The following is a 25,580-nucleotide window of genomic DNA, read 5'->3' as shown; positions in this document are numbered from 1 at the left end:
TCAGCGGCGGCTTATGCCGCAGCTGAAATATTAAACATTCGCCGCCGGCTAGACACCCGGCAGACATTATATCATTATTCTAACACAAGTGTAGGGAATAATACTTCTTCCTCTCCTCTATATTCAACAGTTCCCTGTCCGCAAATATTGTTAACATATGCTTCCTCCGCATTCTCGGCTGTTTTAACAGAATGCGGACCGCTTGTTAAAGTTAATTTTATTATTCCATCTTTATTGGATGTAAACTCTCCAAAAGCTTCTCCGTCTACATAAACCGTAACAGTCTTATCAGTCAAAAGGTTTCCGTTTATATCTTTAAGATATAGGCTGGAGGTATAATCCTTAGCCGTATATCCGCTCATTTCAACTATACGCCCTTCTGTGTTTTCTACCTCAAGCGGTTTTACTCCATTATCAGTAAGCTTCAATATATAATCGCAGACTATCTGCTCAACATCAGTTCCCTGCATTATCTCAGGCAGGCCAGGCACCATATCATAATCGTTTCCGCCCATTGCCACAAAATCATTTGTTGCAAGCAGAATCTTCGTCTCGGAATCAGTCCTGTCAAGCGGCTCTGTTTGACCGCCTAATGTTACAGAAATAACCTTTTCACCCTCTTTGCCTGACGGGTCATACTTTACGCTCATTCCGCCTATCTGCAAAAAACCTCCGTCTGGATAAAGGTCAAGCAGTCCCGTCTCCTCGTCCTGGGCGATTGCATTTTTAACGCTTCTCTCCATGACTGAATATAAAATGTTTGGCGTTATTTCCTTAACAAACAGCGTGTTTCCGAAAGGCAAAACATTAAATATACTGCCAACCGTTATATCGCCGTTCTTAACAGAAGCGCGAACCCCTCCGCCATTTTGAACGCTGACAATCGGCAGGCCGCTGTATTCGGCGCTTATATTATTTTTAACCTCGTCTATCATTGCGTCGCATATAAGATTTCCCAAATTTGTCTCAACCGCACGCGGCACAGCAAAATTATTTACATAACCGCCCCAGAGCGTTGTCTTTGTCTCGGCAATTTTATTGTCAAGCAGTTTCGACTGCTCAGCCGTTACCTTTTCTAAATATTCAGTAACCTCAGGGTCAGGAGTGACTTTTGCTTTAACCTCAGCACTGCTGAGCATATTTTCTTTAACTCCGATTACCTCTCCGTCCTTTACCGAAACTGACATAATACCTATGTTCTCTGAATATGAGCCTGTTTGAGCAATTAATACGCCGTTTTCAGTATTATTATACACAGTATGGCTGTGACCGTCTATGACCGCGTCAAGACCTGACGTATCCAAAAGCCCGTCTACAATAGCCGGAGTGGTGACGGATGACGCTTGAGAAACACCGACATGGAACAAGCCTATAACCACATCTGCTCCCTGGTTTTGAAGCTCCTCAACCTGTCTTTTTGCGGTCTCTGTCTCATCTTCAAAAGAAATGCCCAAGATGCCCGATGGTTTTGTTGAAGACGCTGTATCTGACGTCAATATGCCAAAAAATCCGACTTTCACTCCGTCTATTTCTATAATTGCATTTTCTCCATTATTCTCTTTTGTTCCATCGGCATAACTGCCTTTAAAAAACGGCTGACCGTCTTTTAGGGTGTTCGCCGATATAATCGGGAAATCAGCGGCTGCCGCATTTTTCTTTGCTGTCTCCTGTCCGTAGTCAAACTCATGGTTTCCGCACGCCATCACATCATAACCGGCTAAATTCATAGCCTCAATGGCGCTCGCCCCCTTATCCAGCGAGACAAAAGCTATTCCCTGAGTAGCGTCCCCTGCGTCTGCCAAAACAGCATTATCCGTCTGCTTTTTCAGAGCAGATATTTCATCCATTCCAATCACAGATTTATCGCCCACGTCATAGCCGTGAATATCATTTGTATGAATAATATTTATGGTCAAAGAATCCGCATTCAGGTATTCCGCCAAACGCATAGCCACAGCGGCAAGCTCAGAGCGGGTCATATATCCCGACGGGTCAAAGGTTTGGTTCTCCTTGCCCGACATAATATTGTTCACCGAGCACCAAGCTACTGCTGTATAACACTCAGAAGAAATATTCTCCGCGTCAGAATAGGCTACTGCAATATCCTCAGTATTAGCAGAACCTCCGGCCGTATACACAAGAACCGCCATATCCTCCCTTTCAACCGGCTCAGACCATATATAACTGTCAAAGTCACAAGATGGCACTAACCTCTGCAGCACAGTTTTTGCCATAACATCACTGACAATTCCGTCCGGCTGGAATTCTGATTCATTCACACCATTCATCAAGCCGTTTTGTATACAATACTCAATGTACGGATAAGCCCAGCTGTCCCCGCTCAAATCTTCAAATTGTGTATCCGCTGCAAAAACAGAAACTCCTGCCGCCGCAAATACCATTATAACGGCTGTCAAAGCACACAACACACGCTTTAAACTTCTAAATTGATTATTGTTCATGAAAACTCCTCCAATATATTTATTTAAAATCAAACTCTTTATTTAATCTCCCAAAACCGCGTCTTTTAGAATCTGCAGACGGTTTGGCACACCAAACTCAGGCTGTATAGTCATCGTTACAAATCTTTCAAGAGTTCTGGAGCCTGATGACAAAATCGCCTTCGCCTGAATCGTCTTTGCATCCTCAAAGAATGCCGGAGGGTTTATTTGACCGGAATTTGTTATTACACTCTTTCTGAATCCCAGTATATTTCCCAATGAATAATTATCATTAAAATCCCACTTTATTGTTACTCTCTCTCCGTTTTCAGCTATATAGCTGCTCGGCAAATCGCTCGTGACATTATCAAATGAACTGTTGTTTCCCTTTAACTCCATAATGGCCTCACGAATTGCAGTCATATTTTTATCGTCTGTTACAGATACTGAAAGGCTTGGGGCAAACTCATGAGAGTATGACGAATAGAGTTCCAGACTGTCTGTTGAAGCCGGGTCGGTTTGTGTTCCGTCTATCAAAAAGCTGGCAGTATATTTGCCTGATTTGACCAGCTTATAGACTAAATCCGTCACATCCACGCTGAAACCTCCTGAAACCTCAAGTCCGTTATAGGACTTAATAAGGGACAGTTCACCTTCCGGACGGTTATTGTAAGATAATTCTCCACTGTTCCAGCCGTCATTTTCCAAATAATATATATCGATTTTTGTATTCACAGATTTACCGATAGGCCTGAGAAAAATCCGCGCGTCCTCAACAGCGCCGAGAATATTTTTAGGTTCGATATTAAATTTTAAGTATACGGCCGAGCCATTGTCAACCGCAAGCCTTCCGTTATTTTTATAAAGCAGCTCGTTTGAGTTTGTATTTGGTTCCGCCTTTGATACATAACCGTTGGTATCCAAATAACTTTTGTTTAACGTCTTGGTATCAGTATCCACAGCGTCACCCACCAATATTTTTAAATACGGCCGGTATGACGGGTCAGAGTATCTTGTTGAGGCTATTTGAACCGGCGCAGTATTGCTCACGCTCGGACTAAGCTTTAACGTAAAAACTTTTTCATCATTGCCAACAGCCTTTCTTATAAACTCTGACAAATCAATTTCAAGTATGCTGTCCGAACCATTGCCCGCAGCTGTGCAAAGATATTGTTCCTCACCGCCCGGTTTGGTTGACCAGGTCATGTTATCTCCCCAGTTATTATTATCAAGGTAGCTGACGTTAAACGAACAGTCTGTTTCATCCGGTTCATTTCTTCCGTCCCAGATTACCGCAAGTCTCAGTTTTGCTTGACTTATATCGCTCTTTTTTGCGTTTCCGATTGCCGACAAGTCGAACCGGAAATAAGTGTTCCAGTAATTACCGACCAGAAGGTTATCCTCATCCAGTCTGGATTTGTTCTTATTTTTGGCGTCACTGTATACAAAGGTCTCAGCGCCCGGCGAAATTTTAACCACTCGTCCCTCAGCAACTACCGGCGTTGTAAAGTAGAGAAGGCCGACGGGAACTATACCCAAAACCAATAAAATAGCCAGGGCACAGCCGATAATCTTTCTGATGATTCCAACCTGCAACAGTTCCACCGTCCTTTCAGACAGATATTTACTAAATTATAGCATAAATAAGTTCATTGGGCAAGTACAATACAGGCTTTGATTTTAAAAATATAATATAATCTGCAGCATGTATAAAAAGGTCGGTTTGTGATATTTTCAGGTTGACATAAACTTTAATCTAAGATATAATTTAAGGTCAGAAGATTAATATACAAATACATACAGGAGGGTGAAATAAAATGAGAAGTGACAGGATAAAAAAAGGCGTTAACGCAGCGCCTCAGCGTTCTCTGCTCTATGCACTGGGACTGACCGAGGAAGAGATAAACAAGCCGCTTATCGGCATAGTAAGCTCGAAGAACGATATAGTTCCGGGACACACGAATATAGATAAGGTTGTTGACGCAGTGAAGCAGGGCGTTGCTTTAGCAGGCGGAGTTCCTATAGTATTCCCGGCTATTGCGGTATGCGACGGCATAGCAATGGGCCATGAGGGAATGAAATACTCACTTGTAACACGTGAATTAATTGCCGATTCTACAGAAGCCATGGCAACAGCTCATCCTTTTGACGGTCTGGTTATGGTTCCCAACTGTGACAAGAACGTGCCCGGATTATTGATGGCTGCAGCCAGACTTAATGTTCCTTCAATTTTTGTCAGCGGCGGACCTATGCTTTCAGGTTCAGACTGGAACGGCGAGTCTGCAAGCTATTCGACCATGATTGAAGCTATAAGCCGTTTTAAAGTCGGCGAAATAAATGAAAACGAACTTAAAGTCTGTGAGGAAAACTGCTGTCCTACCTGCGGTTCATGTTCAGGAATGTTCACTGCAAACAGTATGAACTGTCTGACAGAGGTGCTTGGAATGGGTCTTAAAGGAAACGGTTCTATACCGGCGGTATTTTCTGAGCGTCTCCGCCTCGCAAAAAAAGTCGGTATGCAAATCATGGAACTCGTTAAAGATGATATAAAACCAAGAGATATCATGACAAATGAAGCGTTTATTAACGCGCTTACCGTCGATATGGCTTTGGGATGCAGCACCAACAGCGCCTTGCATCTACCGGCCATTGCTCACGAATGCGGAATAGACCTGCCGTTTGACACCATAAACGTTGTTTCAGAAAAGACTCCTAACCTTTGCCATTTGGCTCCGGCAGGAAACCATTTTATGCTCGACCTTAACAAGGCCGGCGGCGTATATGCGGTTATGAATGAACTTGACAAAATGGGTCTTATTGATAAATCTCCCATTACGGTAACCGGCAAAACTGTCGGTGAAAACATAAGCGGATGTGAAATCACAGACAACGAAGTAATACGCTCAAAAGATAATCCATACAGCAAAACAGGCGGACTGGCGGTTCTCAAAGGCAATATAGCCGATGACGGATGCGTAGTAAAACGCTCGGCTGTATGTGATGAGATGATGAAACATTCAGGAAAAGCAAGAGTCTTTGACTGTGAGGAAGACGCAGTAAACGCTATTTATGACAACAAAATAAATCCCGGTGACGTAATCGTTATCAGATACGAAGGTCCTAAGGGCGGACCCGGAATGAGAGAAATGCTCTACCCCACCGCTGCAATTGTTGGAAGCGGTCTCGGCAACAGCGTGGCTCTTATAACAGACGGAAGATTCTCCGGCGCAACCAGAGGCGCAGCTATTGGGCATGTTTCTCCGGAAGCTGCCGAAGGAGGCACAATTGCGTTGGTTGAGGAAGGCGATATTATAACCATTGACATTCCGAACTATAAGATTAAGCTTGAAGTTTCTGATGAAGAACTCGAGGAAAGACGCAAAAACTGGAAACCAAAAGAACCGAATATTAAAACCGGTTATCTTGCAAGATATTCAAAACTTGTAAGTTCCGGAAGCACCGGCGCAGTTTTATCATAATTTTCTATATTGTTTAACAGCAAACAACTTTAAATAATATAAATAAAAAAAGTTCTTAGAATTAAGCTAACGCTTAAACTAAGGACTTTTTGTTTTTCCAGCAAGAGCATTTAAGTACGACTTGTTTAAAAGATATTTTATTTCCGTCTGATTTCTAGTTTTTAAAATTTTATTCCTGAAGTATTTCCAAAATTTTTTTAGAATAAATATATTTCCGATAACTTGTTATATATTTTTCAAAAATATAAAAAGTTTACAATCAAGCGGCCACAAATGTTAAGGTTCAAATATAAAAAATAATTCTATAACAAATAAATTATATAAAACTGTTGTTTAGCAAGCATCGGCAGGGCTGTGACCACACTTTTTTTAAAAGTGTGTGTTATACAAATTACTTTGTATTGAAAAACCTACAATGTCTGTGACCACACCTTCACAGGTGGGGTCACACCCTACCGATGTTCACTAAAAAACATCCTTAATTTTTCTGTATAGTTTTCTGTCGACTTTACACTTATATTACATAACAACTTATTATTTCGGAAGAAAGTTATATGACTTAATACATTACATAAATCAACCAATTATTTTTTTAATAAATTTCATCAAAATTAAACTATTATTATCGTCACATTTCAAACGTTTAATAATGAATATAAAATTACTATAATATGTTAAATAACACCTTTTTTTATGTTAACAAACTGTTAATTTGATTTTTACAGATTATTCACCCATAAACAAGAAAAGGTGGTATAATATGTATTGTAACAAGGAATTGTTACAGAGTTAAAACATAACTCCCTCCCTTTTAATTTGTAAGACCGTTCCCCCAAACGGTCTTATTTTTTTAGATAAAATGTGTTATAAAAGAGTTATTATTAAAAATAAGCAAAAAACCATTGTGTTTTGACTATAATGAACAAACCCAAAAAAGTCCGATTTTTAGGTTCACGTCAGAACAAGCCTTTTACAATGGTTTTTAAATATTTTCATTCTACATAACAATTGAACTATATTTTTTAAGCCCTGATATTTATTATTTATTTATTCTCTTAATCAAATCAATAACTTCTAAAAGATCCTCACATACATAATCAGCGGCTTCAATCATTTCATCATCGACCGGTATTATATCCGGAACAAGCACCGCCAAACAATTTGCTCTCCTGGCAGAGATTATGCCGTTTTTTGAATCCTCTAAAACCATACACTCCTCAGGTCTTAGACCGAGTTTCTTGGCGGCAAGCAAATAAATATCGGGTTCCGGTTTGCTCTTGTCCACCATATCTCCGCTTATGACTTCGTCAAAATACTGTATAACTTTTCCCTCCTCAAGATTATACACGGCTCTCTCGTTAGATGTAGAAGTAGCAATAGCAGCTTTAATCCCGTTTTCCTTAATATAATCAAGGATTTCCGTCAGACCCTTTTTGTGTGGCACTCCGTCCTCTTCCACAATCTCTTCCATAACTTTATTTTTAGCGCTGCGAAATGTCTCATAATTCAGAACATCTCCGAACGCCTTATCAAATTTTTCTCCTATAGCCTTCGTGCTGAGACCCATACATTCCATCATAAACTCTCTGGAAATATTTATATTGTAATATCTAGCAGTTGCCGCCCAAATATAAATTGACATTGTTTCTGTGTCAAACATAGTGCCGTCCATATCAAAAAGCACGCCTTTAATCTTTTTATCAGCCATTTTATTTCATCCTTTCTTAAATCAACATAATATATGAAACTTAAATTTTACCGGTACGGACTATATCTCAAAACAGATAAAATATGATTTAGTTATACGCATCAGTTTTTGAACACTCAAATTGTGACCCTACCTGTAAAATATGTGATATTTAATTACTTATTTTAGTATAACCGGAAGGTCTACAGAAAGCTATACAGAAAAATTAAGGATGTTTGTTAGTGAACATCGGCAGGTGTGGTCACAATCACACCTGCCGATGCTTGCTATACCACTCGTTTTTATATTTTATTATTTTATAGTTATTTTTCTATACACAGTGTTTTTAGTGAACTTCGGAAGGGTGTGCGTAGGCACACCTCGTTAGGTGAGCTGCCATCTTACGCGTAGCGTGAACATACTTAGAATAGTTGATTGTAATAATATTATTAAATTTTCCCGCGGCTGCGCGCCTTACGTGGCAGATTTCATCTGCCCTCCGATGCTTGCTAAACCAATCTTTTTTATAATCTATTATCTTATAGTTATTTTTCTATACACGGTGTTTTTTAGTGAACTTCGGTAGGGTGTGCTTATGCACACCTCGTTAGGTGAGCTGCCATCTCACGCGTAGCGTGAACATACTTAGAATAGTTCATTGTAATATAATTATTAAATTTTTCCGTGACTGCGCGCCTTACGTGGCAGATTTCATCTGCCCTCCGATGCTTGCAAAACCACATCTTTTATAATTTATTTTTTTATAGTTATTTTCTATATACAGTGTTTTTTTAGTGAACTTCAGAAGAAATATCTTAACCGAACTATACCATATGGAGAAATCAATACATCATTAATACGTATATTCAAATCAAATATATTTTCTGCTTTACAGCTTTATGTAAAATATTTAAAAATTTTTATCATTTTATGTCATTACCTTACCACAAAAACATGAATAATTCAAGTCTTGTATTAATTATTAAATTAGTGTATTTAAATAAGATACTTTATATGTACGTCAATAATAAAAGAAACTTACAGCAAATATTTTATTATAAAAGGGTTGGTAAACATCATAAAATCAACATTAAAGAATTAAACTTTTTATGCAAAAAAAGAATGTCTGATATTTCTCAATAATTTTGCCGCCCTCTTTGCGGAACAAATTATTTTCTAAAAATTATAGTTTCCCGTATAAAAAACGCAAAAAGGCTCATCCAATAAAACCATATCGCGGAAAGGAAATTAAACCAATCCGCAAAGTCTAAATAATTCAGCTCTTCTTCAAGAGCAAAATGACACTGCAATTATACGAAGTGATTTTTATGAATTCAGAAAGTATTATGTCGCCAACCATTGTTTTTGCAAGAGTGCAGCACTCAAAAAAATAACGTCTTTAAAGAATGTGAATCACTCTCTTGCAGTGAATCGCTTTCTTTCCGTTAATAATATCTAAACTTTGCATCATATTTTTAATTATAAACAAAAAAATAAGACCGTTTGGGGGAACGGTCTTACAAATTAAAAGGGAGGGAGTTATGTTTTAACTCTGTAACAATTTCTTGTTACAATACATATTATACCACCTTTTTGCATTGGTAAGTGAATAATCTGTAAAGAAAAAATTAACTATTTGTGAATAATTTCGATTATTTTGTCGAAATACGTCGCACACTATACGAAAAAAACTTCTTATCAAAAAATTCGGCCAAAAAAACAGGCCGGCTTGAAACAAATAACAAGCCGGCTGTTTTTTAGTTTGCTGTTCCGTTTCCTACCGACATAACGCTGACTGTTTTTGTCTCAGTTGAGAATAAGAAAGTCTGCATTATCAAGTCAGCGTCGTTTTCAGGCTTATTTTCTTTAGTATAGCTTCCGCCCAAATAGTTAAAAGTATCACCGTTCTTTGCATAATATCTAACAGCCATCATAGCAGACGATTTTATAGATTCATCGCCTTCCGCTGCTTGGCTTGGTTCGTTGTACTCATCACCATATACTGATTTAAACTCATCAAGTGTTGTTGAAAGCTTAACCCCTCTTGGTGAAACAAATCTATTTGGATTATCATCGCCTTCCATATTGCCGGCTGCAACAATCATTTGTGAAGCGTTTCCGTTATCATCATATTTTATAACGATTCCGCTGTATATTCTAAAACCGTCACGGTCAACTGTTCTTGGAGCGCCTATAAGTTTTTCCACATCCTCGGATGACATGCCGATTTTCAGTAAAGCTCCGCTCTCAGTGTCAACAAATCCTAAATCATCATTTTCAAAATTATATCTCTCGTCTCCTTCTCTCGGAGCAACAGACACAGAAACGCCTCCGCCTTCCTTTTCGGTAATATTACTGCCGTTCGCCTTAAACTGGCTTGGAACCTCCTCCGGCACAAACGGTGACGAAGCCGGTTCTGCGGTAGTCACATTCTGCTGTGAATTTTTACCGGCGTCAGCACCCGACGGCTCGCTCGGCTTATTTCCGCAGGCAGTTAATGCTCCGACCGCTAAAACTGCAGCGACAGCTGCACATAATATCTTCTTCATAACAATTCTCCTTTTATTCTATATTTTAAAACAAATTACTTTACACATTATAAAACAAAAATATTTTTATACTATGTCCGCATTTTAAACATTTTATAAATTTTATATTATTTTTCTATTTCAATTTTACTATTTTTTCAAATAAACCATTAAAACGGCAATATCTGCCGGATTTACTCCCGATATTCTGGAAGCCTGTCCTAAGGATGACGGTTTTATCTTCTCGAGCTTTTGTCTGGCTTCTATTCTCAGACCGTCTATTTTGCTGTAATCAATATCCTCCGGCAGCTTTTTAGACTCAAGTTTTCTAAACTGTTCTGCCTGTTTAATCTGCCTGTTTATATATCCCTCATATTTTATACTTATTTCAACCTGTTCGGCAACGTCGTCCGGTATATCAGGTCTGCCCCTGTCTATCTCCTTCATGCCCTCATACGTTATATTAGGACGTTTAAGCAGTTCCGCCGCACGGGCCCCTGTTGAAATCGGAGTGCTTCCGACAGATTCCAAATAATTTAAGACCTCTTTTGACGGCGGGAATATCAAATTTTGAAGCCTTGCCGTCTCCTCTTCTATCATACGCCTTTTGGTCAAAAACTTTGAGTATCTCTCCGATGAAATCAAGCCCAGCTCATAACCGTAAGGAGTTAAACGCAAATCAGCATTATCCTGTCTTAGAAGCAGACGGTATTCGCTCCTTGAGGTCATCATTCTATACGGCTCGTTGGTTCCCTTTGTAACCAAATCGTCAATGAGCGTTCCAATATAAGCCTCTGAGCGGTCCAGAACAAAAGGCTCGTTTCCCTTAATTTTTAGAGCCGCATTTATTCCTGCAATCAAGCCCTGGGCAGCAGCTTCCTCATACCCTGATGTGCCGTTAAACTGTCCTGCACCATAAAGCCCGCCTATTTTTTTAAACTCCAGCGTTGGGTAAAGCTGAAGCGGGTCGGCACAATCATACTCTATAGCATATGCGTTTCTCATGACCTGAGCGTTATGAAAGCCCGGCAGGGAATGAAGCATATCTATCTGCACATCCTCCGGCATACTGCTGGAAAATCCCTGCAAATACATTTCCTCTGTATCCAGCCCCATAGGCTCAACAAATAATTGGTGTCTGTTTTTGTCACTGAACCTCACCACCTTATCCTCAATCGACGGGCAGTACCTCGGTCCTATTCCAACGATTCCACCGCCACCGTATAACGGTGATCTGTGAAGATTATCATTTATTATCCTGTGCGTCTCTTTATTGGTATAGGTAATATAACAAGAAACTTTATTGACCAATCCCTCTCCATTCGTCTCAAATGAAAAGGGAATTATCACATCATCGCCAATCTGTTCTTCAAGCTCATCAAAATCTATGCTCCGCCTATTTATTCTAGGCGGCGTACCGGTCTTAAAACGTCTTAGCTCAACTCCGATATTCTGCAGATTTTTTGAAAGCTCGGTTGCCGGAAACACTCCGTCCGGTCCGCTCTCCTGAGAAAACTCGCCTATTACTATTCTTGATTTTAAATAGGTTCCGGTTGATACAATCGCGGCCTTGCACAAAAACTCTGCGCCGGTTCTTGTGACAACAGATTTCACGTTATTATTATCGTCTGTCTTTACCTCAACTATTTCACCTTGTCTCAAATCTAGATTTGGCTCAAGCTCAATGCGGTGCTTCATCTCCATCTGATAATTCCGTCTGTCCACCTGAGCCCTCAGAGAATGCACCGCCGGACCTTTACCCTTATTCAGCATTCTGGACTGGATAAAGGTTTTGTCAGCGACTTTCCCCATCTCACCGCCCAGGGCGTCTATCTCCCTGACAAGGTGCCCCTTTGCCGTCCCCCCAATACTTGGGTTACACGGCAGATTCGCAACAGCGTCTAGACTTATGGAGAAAATACATGTTTTCATTCCGAGACGCGCCGAGGCAAACCCGGCCTCAATCCCAGCGTGGCCTCCGCCCACAACGATAACGTCATATATATCCTTTGATGTAAACAACTGATTTCAACTCCTATATATTATTGCTTAAAACAATCCTACAATTGTTCCGTTTCTGTCAATATCCATATTATTTGCAGCCGGAACTTTCGGCAGCCCCGGCATGGTCATTACCGCTCCGGTCAGCGCAACTATAAATCCGGCTCCGCTCGATACGTTTACTTCTCTGATTGTTATATCAAACCCGGAAGGACGCCCCAAAAGTGACGGGTCATCAGACAGCGAATACTGAGTCTTCGCCATACACACCGGCATTTTATCAAACCCCAAATTTGTCAGATTCAATATCTGCCTGTTAGCGGTGGCGGTATAAGTTACTCCATCCGCTCCGTATATCTCCCGTGCTATTGTCTCAATCTTTTCCTTTATCGGCAGATTAACGTTATAAATCGGCTTAAACTCAGAAGGCTCAGACTTTATAGTCTCAACGACTTTCTTTGCGAGATCCACTCCTCCGTCTCCGCCTTTTGCAAACACTTCACACATTGAACACTTCACATTTTTCTCAGCGCAGTAATTTTCTATAAAATCAAGCTCCGCGTCAGTATCAGTATCAAATCTGTTAATAGCAACCACTACAGGAACCCCATACTTCCGCATATTTTCTATGTGCTTGCCAAGGTTGTTTATACCTAAGCTCAAGGCTTCCAAATTCTCATACTTCAGCGCTTCTCCCTTTATCTGACCGCTGTTGTATTTAAGTGCCTTAACAGTTGCCACAAGCACCACACAGTCAGGATTCAATCCGGCAAAACGACATTTAATGTCAAAAAACTTCTCAGCGCCCAAATCGCTTCCGAATCCGGCTTCAGTTATACAGTAATCCGCCAGTTTAAGTCCCGCTCTGGTTGCTCTGATAGAATTGCATCCGTGCGCTATATTGGCAAACGGACCTCCATGCATTAGACATGGGGTATTTTCAAGGGTTTGCACCAGGTTCGGCTTTATAGCGTCATGGAGCAGAAGAGTCATCGCGCCTTCTACCTCCAATTGTTTTGCAGTTACCGGCTCGCCTGACAAATTATAGCCTATAACAATTCTTCCAATTCTTTCTCTTAAATCATCAATATTTTTAGCAAGGCATAATATCGCCATTATTTCACTTGCAACAGTAATATTAAAACCATCCTGACGCGGAAATCCGTTGATTTTTCCGCCAAGCCCTATAATAACTTCCCTCAAAGCCCTGTCATTCATATCAAGACAGCGTTTCCAGGTTATCTGTCTCAGGTCTATCATCAGCTTATTTCCCTGGTGGATATGATTATCTATTGCGGCCGACAGCAAATTATTTGCGGCTGTTATTGCATGCATATCCCCGGTAAAATGCAGGTTTATATCTTCCATAGGAACAACCTGGGCATAGCCGCCCCCGGCTGCGCCGCCCTTAATCCCCATAACCGGACCCATCGACGGTTCACGGAGAGCAATGACAGCGTTTTCACCAATCTTGGGCATTGCTTCTCCCAGCCCCACCGTAACAGTCGTTTTACCTTCGCCTGCCGGCGTAGGGTTTATAGCTGTCACCAAAACAAGTTTTCCTTCAGGCTTGTCCTCTAAACTTTCAATATAATCCTCGCTGAGTTTCGCTTTATACTTTCCATAAAGCTCAATATCATCTGCAGACATGCCAAGTTTTTCAGCAATCTCAGCAATAGGCTGCATAACGGACTCCTGAGCGATTTCAATATCGGTTTTCATTAACTGATCCCTCCGCTTTCATATTTTACGCCATCGCATAATGTTCGGCTCTGTAAGAGCATATATGCAAAAATCCTTTTCACTACATGAAATAATATCATAATATTGAAATTATGTAAATCTTTTTTAAAAACTTTTCACCAATTCTTAATTTTGTCATAGTATACAGTGAAAACACTTTAGGAGGTGCTTATTAAATGAATGGATGCTTTGGAGGAAACGGCGGATGTCTTTGGATTATCATATTGATAATCATAATTTGCTGCTGCTGCGGAAACGACAACAATGGCTGCGGATGCTGCTAATAAATTCCCGGCTTTGTTTCTTACCACAGAACATTAATGTACTTATATAACTGATTTTAATTTTGACTGTCATGTGGGGCGGTGTGCAGTATGCTTTTATTTCACGGCGGAAAGCATATTGCACACCACCCACTGACAGCGAGGACAGAAGGAGGTGCACACAGATGGGATGCTTCGGTAACGGATTTGGCGGAGGCGGCGGATGTCTTTGGATAATTATTCTTATTATCTTAATTTGCTGCTGCTGCGGCAATGACAACAGCGGCTGCGGCTGCGACAACGGCTGTGGATGCGGCTGCTAATTAAGCAAATACATGCCTTGCGGTTCCGGCGTTTTTTTCGCCGGAGCCTTTATTTTTTAATCAGTACTTTTTTAGTAATATTTTACATACATTTTACTTTACAATCTGACCTTTTTCGCTGTATAATATATACATAATAATCCGTTTAAACGACAAACTATTTTTAATAGGCTGGGGTGATAATTTATGAGTCAAAACTCTTCTAAACCGGAATATAAATTTATGCAAAACCGAGAAATATCTTGGCTTAGGTTTAATGAGCGAGTCCTGCATGAAGCTGTCAGCGCTGAGGTTCCGCTGTATGAGAAGTTAAAATTTGTTTCTATCTTTGTCAGTAATCTCGACGAGTTTTTTATGGTAAGGGTGGGAAGTCTGTTCGACCTTTCTATTGCCGACAAAAAGGCAACCGACAACAAAACCGGTATGACGCCGACTGAACAGCTGACAAAAATATACTCCGCCGTTCGGCCGTTATATTTAGAAAAGGACGCTATTTATTCCTCTGTTTCTCAAAATCTTAAAAACTATGGTATTGTTCATCTCACCCCTGAAGCGCTGACGGCTGACGAACTGAAATTTGTAAAAGAATACTTTACAAATTATGTTCAGCCAATACTTTCCCCCCAGTTGGTTGATGAACACCACCCGTTTCCTTTTATTGCCTCAAAACAAATATGCGTAGTCGGAAAAGTTCAGAGAAAAAAATCAGTTTCGCTGGGAATTGTGACAATTCCGCCTGCGCTTCCGCCCATACTCTATATGCCGGGCAAAAAAATCAGGTACATACATATAGAAGACATTATATTTATGTACTTTGAAAATATTTTTGAGCGGTATACCGTGAGTGATAAAAATATATTCTGCGCCACCAGAAACGCGGATATAAATCCAAACGATGAGGCTTATGAAATAAATGAGGATTTTAGAAGCAAGATGAAAAAGCTTCTGAAAAAAAGAAAACGTCTGGCAGTAGTTCGGCTGGAATCGCTGAATGAGTTTGATGAATACACAAAAAATCTTCTGTGTACAAAACTCAGCGTTACTGACAACCAAATATTCGCCACAAAATCCCCGTTGTCTCTCGGCTATGTTTTTGGGCTTCAGAGCAAGTTTAATCAGGATCAGAACGACAGCTTATGCTATCCTGATTTTGAACCGCAGATAACCCATACGAATATTATGAGCGGAAAACGCAACGACGACATTATTCTGTCATACCCATACGAGAGCATGGACCCGTTTGTTGATTTGATTAAAAGGTCGGCGGCTGACCCTCAGGTTGTGTCTATAAAAATAACCATATACCGTTTGGCTAAAAACGCCAAACTTATAGAACATTTATGTACCGCCGCGGAAAACGGCAAAGAAGTCTTAGTCATTATTGAGCTTCGCGCCAGATTTGACGAGCAAAACAATATTGATTGGTCAGAACGGCTGGAACAGGCCGGTTGTAATATCATCTATGGATTAGACGACTATAAAATTCATTCAAAAGTTTGCCTTATAACCAAAAATGTAAACGGAGAAATGAAATATATCACACAGATAGGAACCGGAAACTACAACGAAAAAACAGCCAAACTGTATACCGATTTTTCATTTATAACCGAAAACCATGAAATTGGCGAAGACGCTGTAAACTTTTTTAATAATATATCCATTTCTAATCTTGACGGCGAATATAAGCATTTGTGGGTTGCTCCCAACGCAATGAAAGACCGTATAATTAGCTATATAGACAATGAGATGAAAAAGGGAAAAAACGGTCAGATATTTATAAAGGTCAACTCTGTGACAGATAAGGAAATAATCTGCAAACTTCAGGAGGCGAGTAAGGCCGGGGTAGATATCACTATGCTGGTGCGCGGAATCTGCTGTATACTGCCTGGGATTCCGGGGCTTACCGAAAACATTAAAGTTTATAGTATTGTCGGGAGATTCCTTGAACACTCACGCATATACAGCTTTGGAAAAGGTGAGGAACAGAAATTGTTTATTGCGTCAGCGGATATAATGACAAGAAATATGGATAACCGAGTTGAGGTTGGCTGCCCCATATATTCACAAGATATAAAAGACGCAATAAACCACTATATCCGCATATGTCTCAGCGACACGGTCAAAGCCCGTGTTCTGCAAAGCGACGGGACTTATGATTTGAAACCTAATGTTCAGAGCAAAATTAACTGTCAGGAGGTTTTACTCCGGGAAGCTATCTCTGAAAAAATTAATCGGCAGAGCATTGTATCTCTTCAGCCGTATAACTCAGCGCATGACAGTCACAATGGCTTTTTTAAACGGCTATACGCCTCTGTTATCACAAAACTGTATAATAATTTAAAAAAAGACTCAGATTAATAATAAGTCATATTTCTGCGTAAATCTTTGGTTGATTTTACCTTGAACTGACCGGCGAGTTATGTTATAATTGTTTTTTGCAAAATGACAGACAGGAATGATAGATTTTGAGACCCGGAAAGAGAGGTGCTTCATATGGCAGAACAGATTAATTTGGACGAAATGAGAAACAATGTGAACGAGCTTTTAGACAGCAGGGAATTTGGACGAATACGAGTCTTGTTTACTGCTATGGAGCCTGCCGATATTGCCGAACTGCTCGGCGAGATTGATGAACAGCGCCTCCCTATATTATTTAGAATACTCCCAAAGGAGCTGGCAGCTGAAACCTTTGTTGAAATGGACAGCGACGAGCAGGAGCTTCTGATAAACGCATTCAGTGAGCGGGAACTTCACGACGTCGTTGAAGAACTTTTTGTCGACGACGCTGTTGACATCATTGAAGAAATGCCGGCAAACGTGGTAAAGCGTATACTCAGACATACGGACTCTGAAATGCGTAACAGCATTAATGAGATACTCCGGTATCCAAAAGACAGCGCCGGCAGTATAATGACCACAGAATATGTCAGCCTGAAAAAAGACATGACCGTTTCTGAAGCATTTGACAGAATACGCCGCACAGGAGTAGACAAAGAGACGATTTACACATGCTACGTTACTGACACCGACCGCAAACTTATTGGTTTGGTCACGGTTAAAGAGCTTTTGCTGTCACCATATAATACGGTTATCAACACTATCATGGAAAAAAATATAATCAGTGTTGAAACTCTTGACGATAAAGAAGAAGTTGCCAACATGTTCGACAAGTACGATTTTATGTCTCTGCCGGTTGTTGATAAAGAAAACCGGCTGGTTGGTATTGTAACATTCGATGACGCTATCGACGTTATCCAGGAAGAGAACACTGAGGATATTCAAAAGATGGGTGCCTTGCAGCCGATTGAGGAAACATATCTTAAGACGCCTGTTTGGAGACACGCCAAAAACAGAATAGTTTGGCTGCTTCTCCTAATGCTCTCGGCCACAATAACCGGAAGCATAATTGAAAATTATGAGGCGGCTTTTACAGCGCTTCCGATACTTGTCGCATTCATACCAATGCTTATGGACACCGGAGGAAACTGCGGAGCGCAAAGCTCCACAATGATAATACGCGGTTTGGCGCTTGACGAAATAACCCCAAAAGATATTATGAAAATAATGTTTAAAGAAATAAGAATAGCAGTAGTTGTCGGGCTTATTCTTGCAGCAGTCAACACTCTTAGAATATATATTATGTACAGTGGTCAGGACCCGCTGTTCCTTTCGGCAGTCACAGGATTAAGTCTGATAGCAACGGTAGTAATAGCTAAGATGCTTGGAGGAGTGCTCCCCATACTCGCCAAGCTGTGCAAGCTTGACCCTGCTCTTATGGCGTCGCCTCTTATTACTACAATTGTAGACACATGCTCTGTTATTATCTTCTTTAATATAGCGCTCTGGATTATGAGCTGGGGAATTTAATCAATAACAAAAAAATAGAAGAGGTATACCATTCAAGGTGATATGCCGCTTCTATTTTTTGTTTATAAAATTATCTAAAATAAACATTTAAAATATAATTTTAAGCCGCCGCACCAGCTCCAAAGACGCCAGCTATTTAGCAGGCAACAGGTCAAAATCCAGTGTTCCGGCTTCAGCGCCATTAACAATAAGCGTAATTGAATGAATTCCCGGATTATGTCTTCTTGTGCTTAAATCTGCAAATGAATGGGTCTTTTTATATTTCTTTTCTTGATTCTTCTCTAATGACGTCTCGGATATTTGGAATATCTTGCGGTTTCTCCTGCCGTTTGCCTTTATATAGTGAATACAATACTCCAGCCTCACCCTAACCGCGCTTTTCGCTTTGATTCTAAAATAAAAGGTCATATTTTCCCCAATCGAAACAGATTGAGCACCCAGTTCAAAACCGTCGACAATTATACAATCGGTATCCGCAAACCCGAAAACGCTCAGCACATCCTTGTTCCCCTTTTTAAGCAGAGTTCTGCAACCATGCTTAACAATCCAATCAGTATATTCATTCTTGCCATACCAATCCCGTGTGATTTTTACAACCAAATCAGGATGTGTTTTGGATATATCATTCAGGTTGTTGGCCACACTTTTGCGGACGTACAGCGACGGGTCGGCTTTCAGCTGTTCCAAAATACCAATAACCGGAGACGGGTCATTTTTAAAACTGGTCAGTGCTTGTCCCCATGGAAGCTGAGGCCGGCACCCTTCGCTGGCAAGCCTTCGTACGTGCTCATTGTTATGTTTTGCCCAAAGAGCCATTTGCCGCATCATACGTTCTTCGTTATTTATAATAAACGGCCTAACTGCGAATTCGGAAGTTGAGCATATGGTATATCTCTCTAACGCGGATATTGACAAATCCCAATGGCGCTCATCCTGCCCATAGACTTCAACAAAGTCCGGGAAGTATACTAAAGAATAGTCGTTATACCCGTCAGGATAACTTGCAACAACATTATCAATAACGCCGATTGCTTGTTCGTATTCCGACGGCAGATATTTCCCCAAATTGATAGAAATTCGGCGCACACGGGCCTTAAGCTCTAACGCGTCCCAATCGTCGTCCATGACATCGCTGACAAATTTATCAGCCTGAAACGAGGGATATACGTCTTTTAAACGAAAAGCTAATTCGCTTAACGAATTGTAATTATAATACTTATCTTTTATTAATTCCGGCATATGATTTATTCTCCCAATTGTACAATATATGTCCCTTGCAGCTATACATCCTTATTTTTTATAACCTGATATTATCTATATAATAAAACCGACATCATATTTTAATCATGCTTTTTATGTCAAATGCACAACACTATCAACATATTACATATCTTTATGGAGATATATTAAACAGATATTTCATGTCATTGCTCATGCTTATATGAACAATATATTCTGTCTCTTTGAGCTGAATTGTTTGTATTGTATTCTTTAAATATGAAACACATCCTATAATATAATAACTGAATAAGTTACAGACCATTTTAAACAGTAAAAATATTATTGCTGACTACATTTATTACTATTAAATCAGTTATATAGCAAAACGTGTAAAGTTTTAATAAATAATCATAGGTTTATATAAAAAGTAAATATTAAAAGCATTACTAATTTAATTCTAAAATATGAAGTGACCTATTTTTTAATATAAATAAATTCAGTTAAATTATTGCTTTTCTTAACTTCTATAAAAAGGCTACTTTATAAAAGAACGGCTGTGAATATAAAATTCTTCCTGGCTTGGCTGATACTTCTTCTCCATTTTTTCCAGTCCGTCGTCAAAGAGCTGAGCTTCCTTCTCATCAAGCTGCATAACTTCGCTGTCATGATAAATCCATTTTCTTCCGTCCAAAGCACCGGGCTTCAATTCTTTCACCAGCATTGCCGATGGAAATGTCCCGTCTTCAAGGCAGACGTTATATTTTTTACAGCTTTTAAATCCACGGGATACATAATTGCCCGGATTTCCGAATATTACAATAACATCGTATCCAAGCTCAAACGCTCTTTCAAACGAATGTTCCATTAGTATTTTTCCATATCCCATTCTTTGGTATTCAGGCAATATACTAACCGGGCCGAAAGTCAGAATTTCCTTTTTTTCTCCATTTTCGTCAACTAATTCAGCTTTTGTATACATAATATTTCCGATAACCTGTCCGTCAAGTTCAATAACAAAGTCCAGCTCAGGCAGAAAGTCTTTGTGCGGGCGCATAATATGAACCAGGTAATGTTCAGCACAGCCCGGAACATACAAATTATAAAAAGCCTTTCTGGTGATTTCTTCTACTATTTTATAATCTTTTTCTGTTTCATTTCTAACCTTAACCATTATTTTGCTCCTTAAATATGAATTTAATATATAAAACTCTTTTTGTCAACCACTATTTCTGTTCATAATTAAAACCTTAGTATTCCTACAAACACAAAGCTTCCTTCAGCTATAATTTTCGCCGGTTAGATTTTAAATATACAAATCAATTAATTTCAAACGTTTCCGATTTAAAGTTGGAATAATAACGTCCGCTGGTTGCCACAAATTTAAGCACGCAATAATCCGGGTCAGTTACTCCCAAAGGATAATACATAGTGTCGCCTTCTCTCCAAATCATTTCTTTATTCTCAGAATCTTCTAAAACTTCCATACTGCCGACAAGCATAACCCCTCTGAAAAAGCGCTTATCACAAAAATAAATGCTGGCGTTTGGATTTTTTCTATATTGTGCTGCTCTCATAGAAGAAGTATTCGTAGTAAAATAAAATTCCTTGATACCTATCCGCTTGCGGGGCGGCAGCATTGCCTTTATATTTGGAAAACCGTCTTCTGAAATAGACGCAATATATGAAACTCCCTGCTTATCAATAAGGTTACCTATAGTTTTTTCTGCGTCACGCATCATATTATTTTTCTCCGTTCTCATATTTTATTTATACGCGGTGTTAACACCACACTTTATGTAGATAGGTTAATTGTAACACACTTACCTTAAAAATACGAGAATTAAATTTTAAATTACAATACAAATTTTATTTGATTATTTTAATTCACTAGAAAGCTGTTCCGAGTTCCCATTAATTTAATTCACCAAAAAAGTTGGGGTTCAGCGAACATCGGTAGGGCGGCATCGGCCGCCGCGTTAGGTGAGCTATCATCTGAACACATAGTGTTCAATATATAATTGTATTATTCAAATTATAAAGGTTCCTTACATATGACACCATATAAATTTTTATTAATTTACTTAACTAAAAAACTGTTTATATACTATATATATGACCCCATATAAAAAATTTTATTATTACATAATAATGGTGTTTGAACCATTTCTTTTTCCGGCACGAAAAAGAAACGCTTCACCAAAGAAAAAGTGCTTGCTCGCTTAGGTCGCCTACGGCTCCAAGGGGCGCTCGCCCCCGCTAATTTCTTTTGTGCTCCACGCACAAAAGAAAAAGCCCTGTTACTTTCCCGTTGACTTTGTGAACTACCGTGAAAATAGATATTCCGAATTCTTATTTATTTAACTCACTAAAAAAGTTGATTTTTCAATTTAATTTAACACAAAAAATTGGGGGTCAGTGAACTTCGGTAGGCTTGCGATAGCAAGCGCGTTAGGTGAGCTATCATCTGAACACGCAGTGTTCAATATATAACAAACTTATATTAATAATTTTTCCATACATTCCTGACACAAATTTAACTGCTTTGTATATGATTTCTCTCCGCATTTATCACAAATATTTTTATCAACTTTCTTCAATATTACAGTGTTATCTATACAACTTATATGAAGTTTATCTCCTTCATTTATATTTAATTCCTTTCTTATTTCTTTAGGTATTAAAATTCTTCCAAATGTATCAAGTTCCCTCATATTTCCTCCTAGAAATTATTTGCAGTACTTATAGATACTCAGAAAAGCACTTTATGATCAATTTATGTTATTATAATTTTTATAAAACAAAAATAGAAAAAGGAGAGGATATAAATGTTTGAAGATTTTATAAGAGAAAGAATAACAGAATTGCGGATGAGAAAAAACGTATCAGAAAGATGTATGAGTTTAGATATGGGACATTCGGAAGGATATATAAATCATATAACATCAGGAAAAGCAATGCCGTCAATGAGTGAATTTTTTGAAATATGCAGATATTTTGGGATAACGCCATATGAATTTTTTAATGAAAATATGAAGTATCCTGAAAAAATACATAAAATAATAAAAGGAATAAACAAACTTAATGAAAAAGATACAGAGCTGATAATTAATTTATTAGAAAGTTATAAAGATAATAATAAAAGATATTAACAAATCCGCGACTGCGCACCTAACGAGGCGCATAAATGCGCCCTGCCGATGTTTGCCAAAACAACAGTTTTATTAGAGAAAATAAATAATATATCGGAATATCTTTATTCACGGCAGTTCACAAAGTCAACGGGTAAGTTACAAGGCTTTTTTCATCATGAAGCCATGCTTCATGGTGAAATGAGCGGGGTGCGAGCGCCCCTTGGAGCCGTTAGGCGACCTAAGCGAGCAGTACTTTTTCTTTGGTGAAGCGTTTCTTTTTCTTACGAGAAAAAGAAATGGTTCAAACACCATTATTATGTAATAATAAAATTTTTTATATGGGGTTATATACAAAGTATATAAACAGTTTTTTCGTTAAGTAAATTAATAAAAAATTAATATGATGTCATGTGTAAGAAACCTTTATAATTTGAATAATACAATTATATATTGAACACTGTGTGTTCAGATGATAGCTCACCTAACGCGGCAGATTTCATCTGCATTGAGTATACATATTAATGACATTACAGGTAATGACAAAACAAGTTAGTATGTATCACACACACTTTTAAAAAAAGTGTGGTCACACCTACCGATGTTCACTGAAAAAACTCTGTTTTATATATTAATTTAAAAAGAAAACTCATTTTTTTTAATAAGTAAAATAATAATTACCATAACTAACAACGGGGCACGATTAAAAATCGGCCCCGTTGTCTTATTTATTTAAATTTTCACACTTTAAAATTTAATCGCCCGTCAACCATATTAACCTGCTGTTTTATATTGCCGCGCAATTTTATTATTCTATTATCCTGTCTATATCCTCTTTCACCAATTTAAGAAGCTCATTGGCCTCCTCCTCAGTCTCGCCTTTCATCAAACAGTACAGCTTAATTTTCGGCTCTGTTCCCGACGGACGAATTATAAAGTTGTTCTGGTCTTCAAGCTCAAGATAAATAACATTAGACTTTGGCAGAAGTATCCCGCTATTTTCTCCTGTCAGCTTATCAACCCTCTCACTCGTAAGATAATCCCTCACAGCAATAACCTTTTTGCCTGCAACCATCTCCGGCGGATTCTCTCTCAGCCTATCCATTGTTGACTTTATCTTTGCAAGCCCCTCTATTCCCTCAAGCGTTACAGACACAACTTCTTCTTTATAGTATCCATACTTCTTGTAGATGTTGTCCATCTGCTCAAATATAGAAGTTCCGTTCTCCTGGTAATAAAGCGCCATTTCAGCAATCAGCATTGTCGCAACAACCGCGTCCTTATCACGGGCGTAGGTTCCTTTAAGATAACCATAGCTCTCCTCAAATCCAAAAATGTACGTTCCTATTCCGGTCTCTTCCGACTCCTTTATCTTCTCGCCGATAAACTTAAAACCGGTCAGCACCTCTTTCATTTCAATGCCGTAAGCGTCGCAAATAGCCTGAATTATATTAGTGGTAACTATTGTTTTTACTATGTATCCGTCCTTTGGAACCGCATCCTTTTCTGCAAGAGCCGAAAGAATATATTCCGAAAGCAGGGTTCCAACCTGGTTTCCTGTAAAGGTAACGTACTCGCCCTTGTCATTCTTAACCAAAATACCAACTCTGTCGCTGTCTGGGTCAGTTCCCACTATTAAATCCGCTCCGCATTCCTTAGCATATCCGATGGCCAGCTTAAACCCTTCCTTATTTTCAGGGTTCGGGGATTCTACTGTAGGGAAATCGCCATCAGGAAGCTCCTGCTCCTTCACCACAACGACATTGTTAAAGCCTATACGCTTTAATATCTTTCTGACAGGCTTGTTGCCTGCTCCATGGAAAGGAGTATAAACAAATTTCAGGGTGTCGCCCTTTTCTTTAGCGAGCTCAGGATTCACACACTGCTTTTGAACTTCGTCCAAATATGCCTCCTCAACCTCGTCGCCAATCATAACAATCATGCCTTGGTCTATTGCCTGCTCAAAATCCATCTTTTTAACGCCGGTAAAAATATCCGTCTTTCCTATCTCATCAAGCACGATTGTTGCAAGCTCCGGATTCAGCTGTGCGCCGTCTGAGCCATAAGCCTTGTATCCGTTATATTTCGCCGGATTATGACTGGCCGTTACAGCTATACCTGCTGTGGTCTTTAAGTATCTTATTGAAAACGACAGCTCAGGAACGGGCTTAAGCTCCTCAAACAAATACACCTTTATCCCATTTGCGGCCAATATCTGCGCCGCCTCTTTGGCAAACACATCTGACTTATGACGGCTGTCATAAGCGATTACAACGCTTAAATCTGCGTCCTTTCCATTTGTTTTTATTAGCTGATTCGCCAATCCCTGGGTGGCCTGGCCAACAACATATTCGTTCATTCTGTTTATGCCGGCGCCCAAAACGCCTCTAAGTCCGGCTGTTCCAAACTCCAGCGTCTTATAAAAGCGGTCTTTTATTTCCGCGTCATCATCTTTAATGCTCTCAAGTTCTGCCACCGTTTCAGGGTCAGCTTCATTTATCCATCTTGCATATTCATCTAAATATTCCATTTTTTGCGCCTCCGATTTGTTTAATTTGTACTATAGAGACATTATACTACTAATTCATGGCAATTTCAACCACTTTTAATGTAGAAAAAAACTGCGGTTTTTTGTATACATTTCTGAAAGATTAGAAGAGGTATAACAAACTATTTTAAATATGTTCACGCTACGCGTGAGATGGCAGCTCACCTAACGAGGCAGACGTAGTTTGCCCTACCGATGTTCACTAAAAGCGTGAGATGCAGGGTAATAATTCTAAAATAACTAATTATATAAAACTGTGGTATAGCAAGCTTCGGCAGGGTAAACGTAGTTTACCGCGTAAGGCGCGCAGTCACGGAGAAATTTGTAATCAAAAAGAATTATGACAATCCA

The 25,580-nt window shown here is 39.3% G+C and carries 16 protein-coding genes; 5 read left to right on the top strand and 11 right to left on the bottom strand.

Annotation, left to right across the window (positions count from 1 at the left end):
• Positions 1-74 precede the first annotated feature (74 nt).
• Both B9O19_RS07910 and B9O19_RS07905 read right to left on the bottom strand, forming a co-directional pair.
• Complete coding sequence (locus tag B9O19_RS07910; protein ID WP_102365909.1) at positions 75-2,462, bottom strand: 5'-nucleotidase C-terminal domain-containing protein; 2,388 nt, start codon at positions 2,460-2,462, stop codon at positions 75-77.
• 42 nt (positions 2,463-2,504) lie between these two features.
• On the bottom strand, positions 2,505-4,037 hold the full coding sequence (locus B9O19_RS07905; protein WP_102365908.1) for a DNRLRE domain-containing protein: 1,533 nt from the start codon (positions 4,035-4,037) through the stop codon (positions 2,505-2,507).
• A gap of 221 nt (positions 4,038-4,258) precedes the next feature.
• On the opposite strand from B9O19_RS07905, the gene ilvD reads away from it, so the two are divergent.
• Complete coding sequence (ilvD, locus tag B9O19_RS07900) at positions 4,259-5,920, top strand: dihydroxy-acid dehydratase (protein WP_102365907.1); 1,662 nt, start codon at positions 4,259-4,261, stop codon at positions 5,918-5,920.
• A gap of 1,039 nt (positions 5,921-6,959) precedes the next feature.
• Here ilvD and B9O19_RS07895 read toward each other — a convergent pair.
• The 4 genes from B9O19_RS07895 to B9O19_RS07880 form a co-directional block, all read right to left on the bottom strand.
• Entirely contained in the window at positions 6,960-7,628 is a 669-nt protein-coding gene (locus B9O19_RS07895; protein ID WP_102365906.1) for an HAD family hydrolase, read from the bottom strand.
• 1,736 nt (positions 7,629-9,364) lie between these two features.
• Positions 9,365-10,156, bottom strand: a complete 792-nt coding sequence (locus B9O19_RS07890; RefSeq protein ID WP_102365905.1) for a hypothetical protein — start codon at positions 10,154-10,156, stop codon at positions 9,365-9,367.
• Positions 10,157-10,285: 129 nt separating this feature from the next.
• Positions 10,286-12,157, bottom strand: coding sequence for a tRNA uridine-5-carboxymethylaminomethyl(34) synthesis enzyme MnmG (mnmG, locus tag B9O19_RS07885; protein WP_102365904.1), 1,872 nt, complete (start codon positions 12,155-12,157; stop codon positions 10,286-10,288).
• A 27-nt stretch (positions 12,158-12,184) separates the two neighbouring features.
• Entirely contained in the window at positions 12,185-13,858 is a 1,674-nt protein-coding gene (locus B9O19_RS07880; RefSeq protein WP_102365903.1) for a formate--tetrahydrofolate ligase, read from the bottom strand.
• Positions 13,859-14,327: 469 nt separating this feature from the next.
• Between B9O19_RS07880 and B9O19_RS11860 the strand changes: the two genes are divergently transcribed.
• The 3 genes from B9O19_RS11860 to mgtE all read left to right on the top strand — a co-directional run bounded on the left by B9O19_RS11860 (position 14,328) and on the right by mgtE (position 18,332).
• Entirely contained in the window at positions 14,328-14,465 is a 138-nt protein-coding gene (locus tag B9O19_RS11860; protein ID WP_169925272.1) for a hypothetical protein, read from the top strand.
• A 186-nt stretch (positions 14,466-14,651) separates the two neighbouring features.
• Positions 14,652-16,823: a polyphosphate kinase 1 gene (ppk1, locus tag B9O19_RS07875; protein ID WP_102365902.1), complete on the top strand. Its 2,172-nt coding sequence runs from the start codon at positions 14,652-14,654 to the stop codon at positions 16,821-16,823.
• A gap of 135 nt (positions 16,824-16,958) precedes the next feature.
• Positions 16,959-18,332, top strand: coding sequence for a magnesium transporter (gene mgtE, locus B9O19_RS07870; protein ID WP_102365901.1), 1,374 nt, complete (start codon positions 16,959-16,961; stop codon positions 18,330-18,332).
• A 132-nt stretch (positions 18,333-18,464) separates the two neighbouring features.
• Here the strand turns inward: mgtE and B9O19_RS07865 are convergent, their stop codons facing one another.
• The 4 genes from B9O19_RS07865 to B9O19_RS07850 all read right to left on the bottom strand — a co-directional run bounded on the left by B9O19_RS07865 (position 18,465) and on the right by B9O19_RS07850 (position 22,264).
• Positions 18,465-19,571 (bottom strand): DNA alkylation repair protein, encoded by a 1,107-nt coding sequence (locus B9O19_RS07865; RefSeq protein ID WP_102365900.1) that lies wholly within the window; start codon positions 19,569-19,571, stop codon positions 18,465-18,467.
• Positions 19,572-20,088: 517 nt separating this feature from the next.
• Positions 20,089-20,724 carry a GNAT family N-acetyltransferase gene (locus tag B9O19_RS07860; RefSeq protein ID WP_102365899.1) on the bottom strand — a complete coding sequence of 212 codons (636 nt, stop codon included), beginning with the start codon at positions 20,722-20,724 and terminating at the stop codon, positions 20,089-20,091.
• A 145-nt stretch (positions 20,725-20,869) separates the two neighbouring features.
• A complete protein-coding gene (locus tag B9O19_RS07855; RefSeq protein WP_330400520.1) occupies positions 20,870-21,292 on the bottom strand; it encodes a pyridoxamine 5'-phosphate oxidase family protein in 423 nt (140 codons plus the stop codon).
• A 756-nt stretch (positions 21,293-22,048) separates the two neighbouring features.
• Positions 22,049-22,264, bottom strand: a complete 216-nt coding sequence (locus B9O19_RS07850; protein ID WP_102365898.1) for an AbrB/MazE/SpoVT family DNA-binding domain-containing protein — start codon at positions 22,262-22,264, stop codon at positions 22,049-22,051.
• Positions 22,265-22,378: 114 nt separating this feature from the next.
• Between B9O19_RS07850 and B9O19_RS07845 the strand changes: the two genes are divergently transcribed.
• Entirely contained in the window at positions 22,379-22,702 is a 324-nt protein-coding gene (locus B9O19_RS07845; RefSeq protein WP_102365897.1) for a helix-turn-helix domain-containing protein, read from the top strand.
• A gap of 787 nt (positions 22,703-23,489) precedes the next feature.
• On the opposite strand, the gene B9O19_RS07835 is transcribed toward B9O19_RS07845, so the two are convergent.
• The gene (locus B9O19_RS07835; protein ID WP_102365895.1) at positions 23,490-25,211 is read right to left on the bottom strand and encodes a phospho-sugar mutase; all 1,722 of its coding nucleotides are present in this window, start codon (positions 25,209-25,211) and stop codon (positions 23,490-23,492) included.
• Positions 25,212-25,580 lie beyond the last annotated feature (369 nt).

Origin of the sequence: Monoglobus pectinilyticus, assembly GCF_002874775.1 — a bacterium.
In the GTDB taxonomy this organism is placed as follows: domain Bacteria; phylum Bacillota; class Clostridia; order Monoglobales; family Monoglobaceae; genus Monoglobus; species Monoglobus pectinilyticus.
The sequence above is the reverse complement of the archived record's forward strand: the minus strand, read 5'-3'. Positions and strand labels throughout refer to the sequence as shown.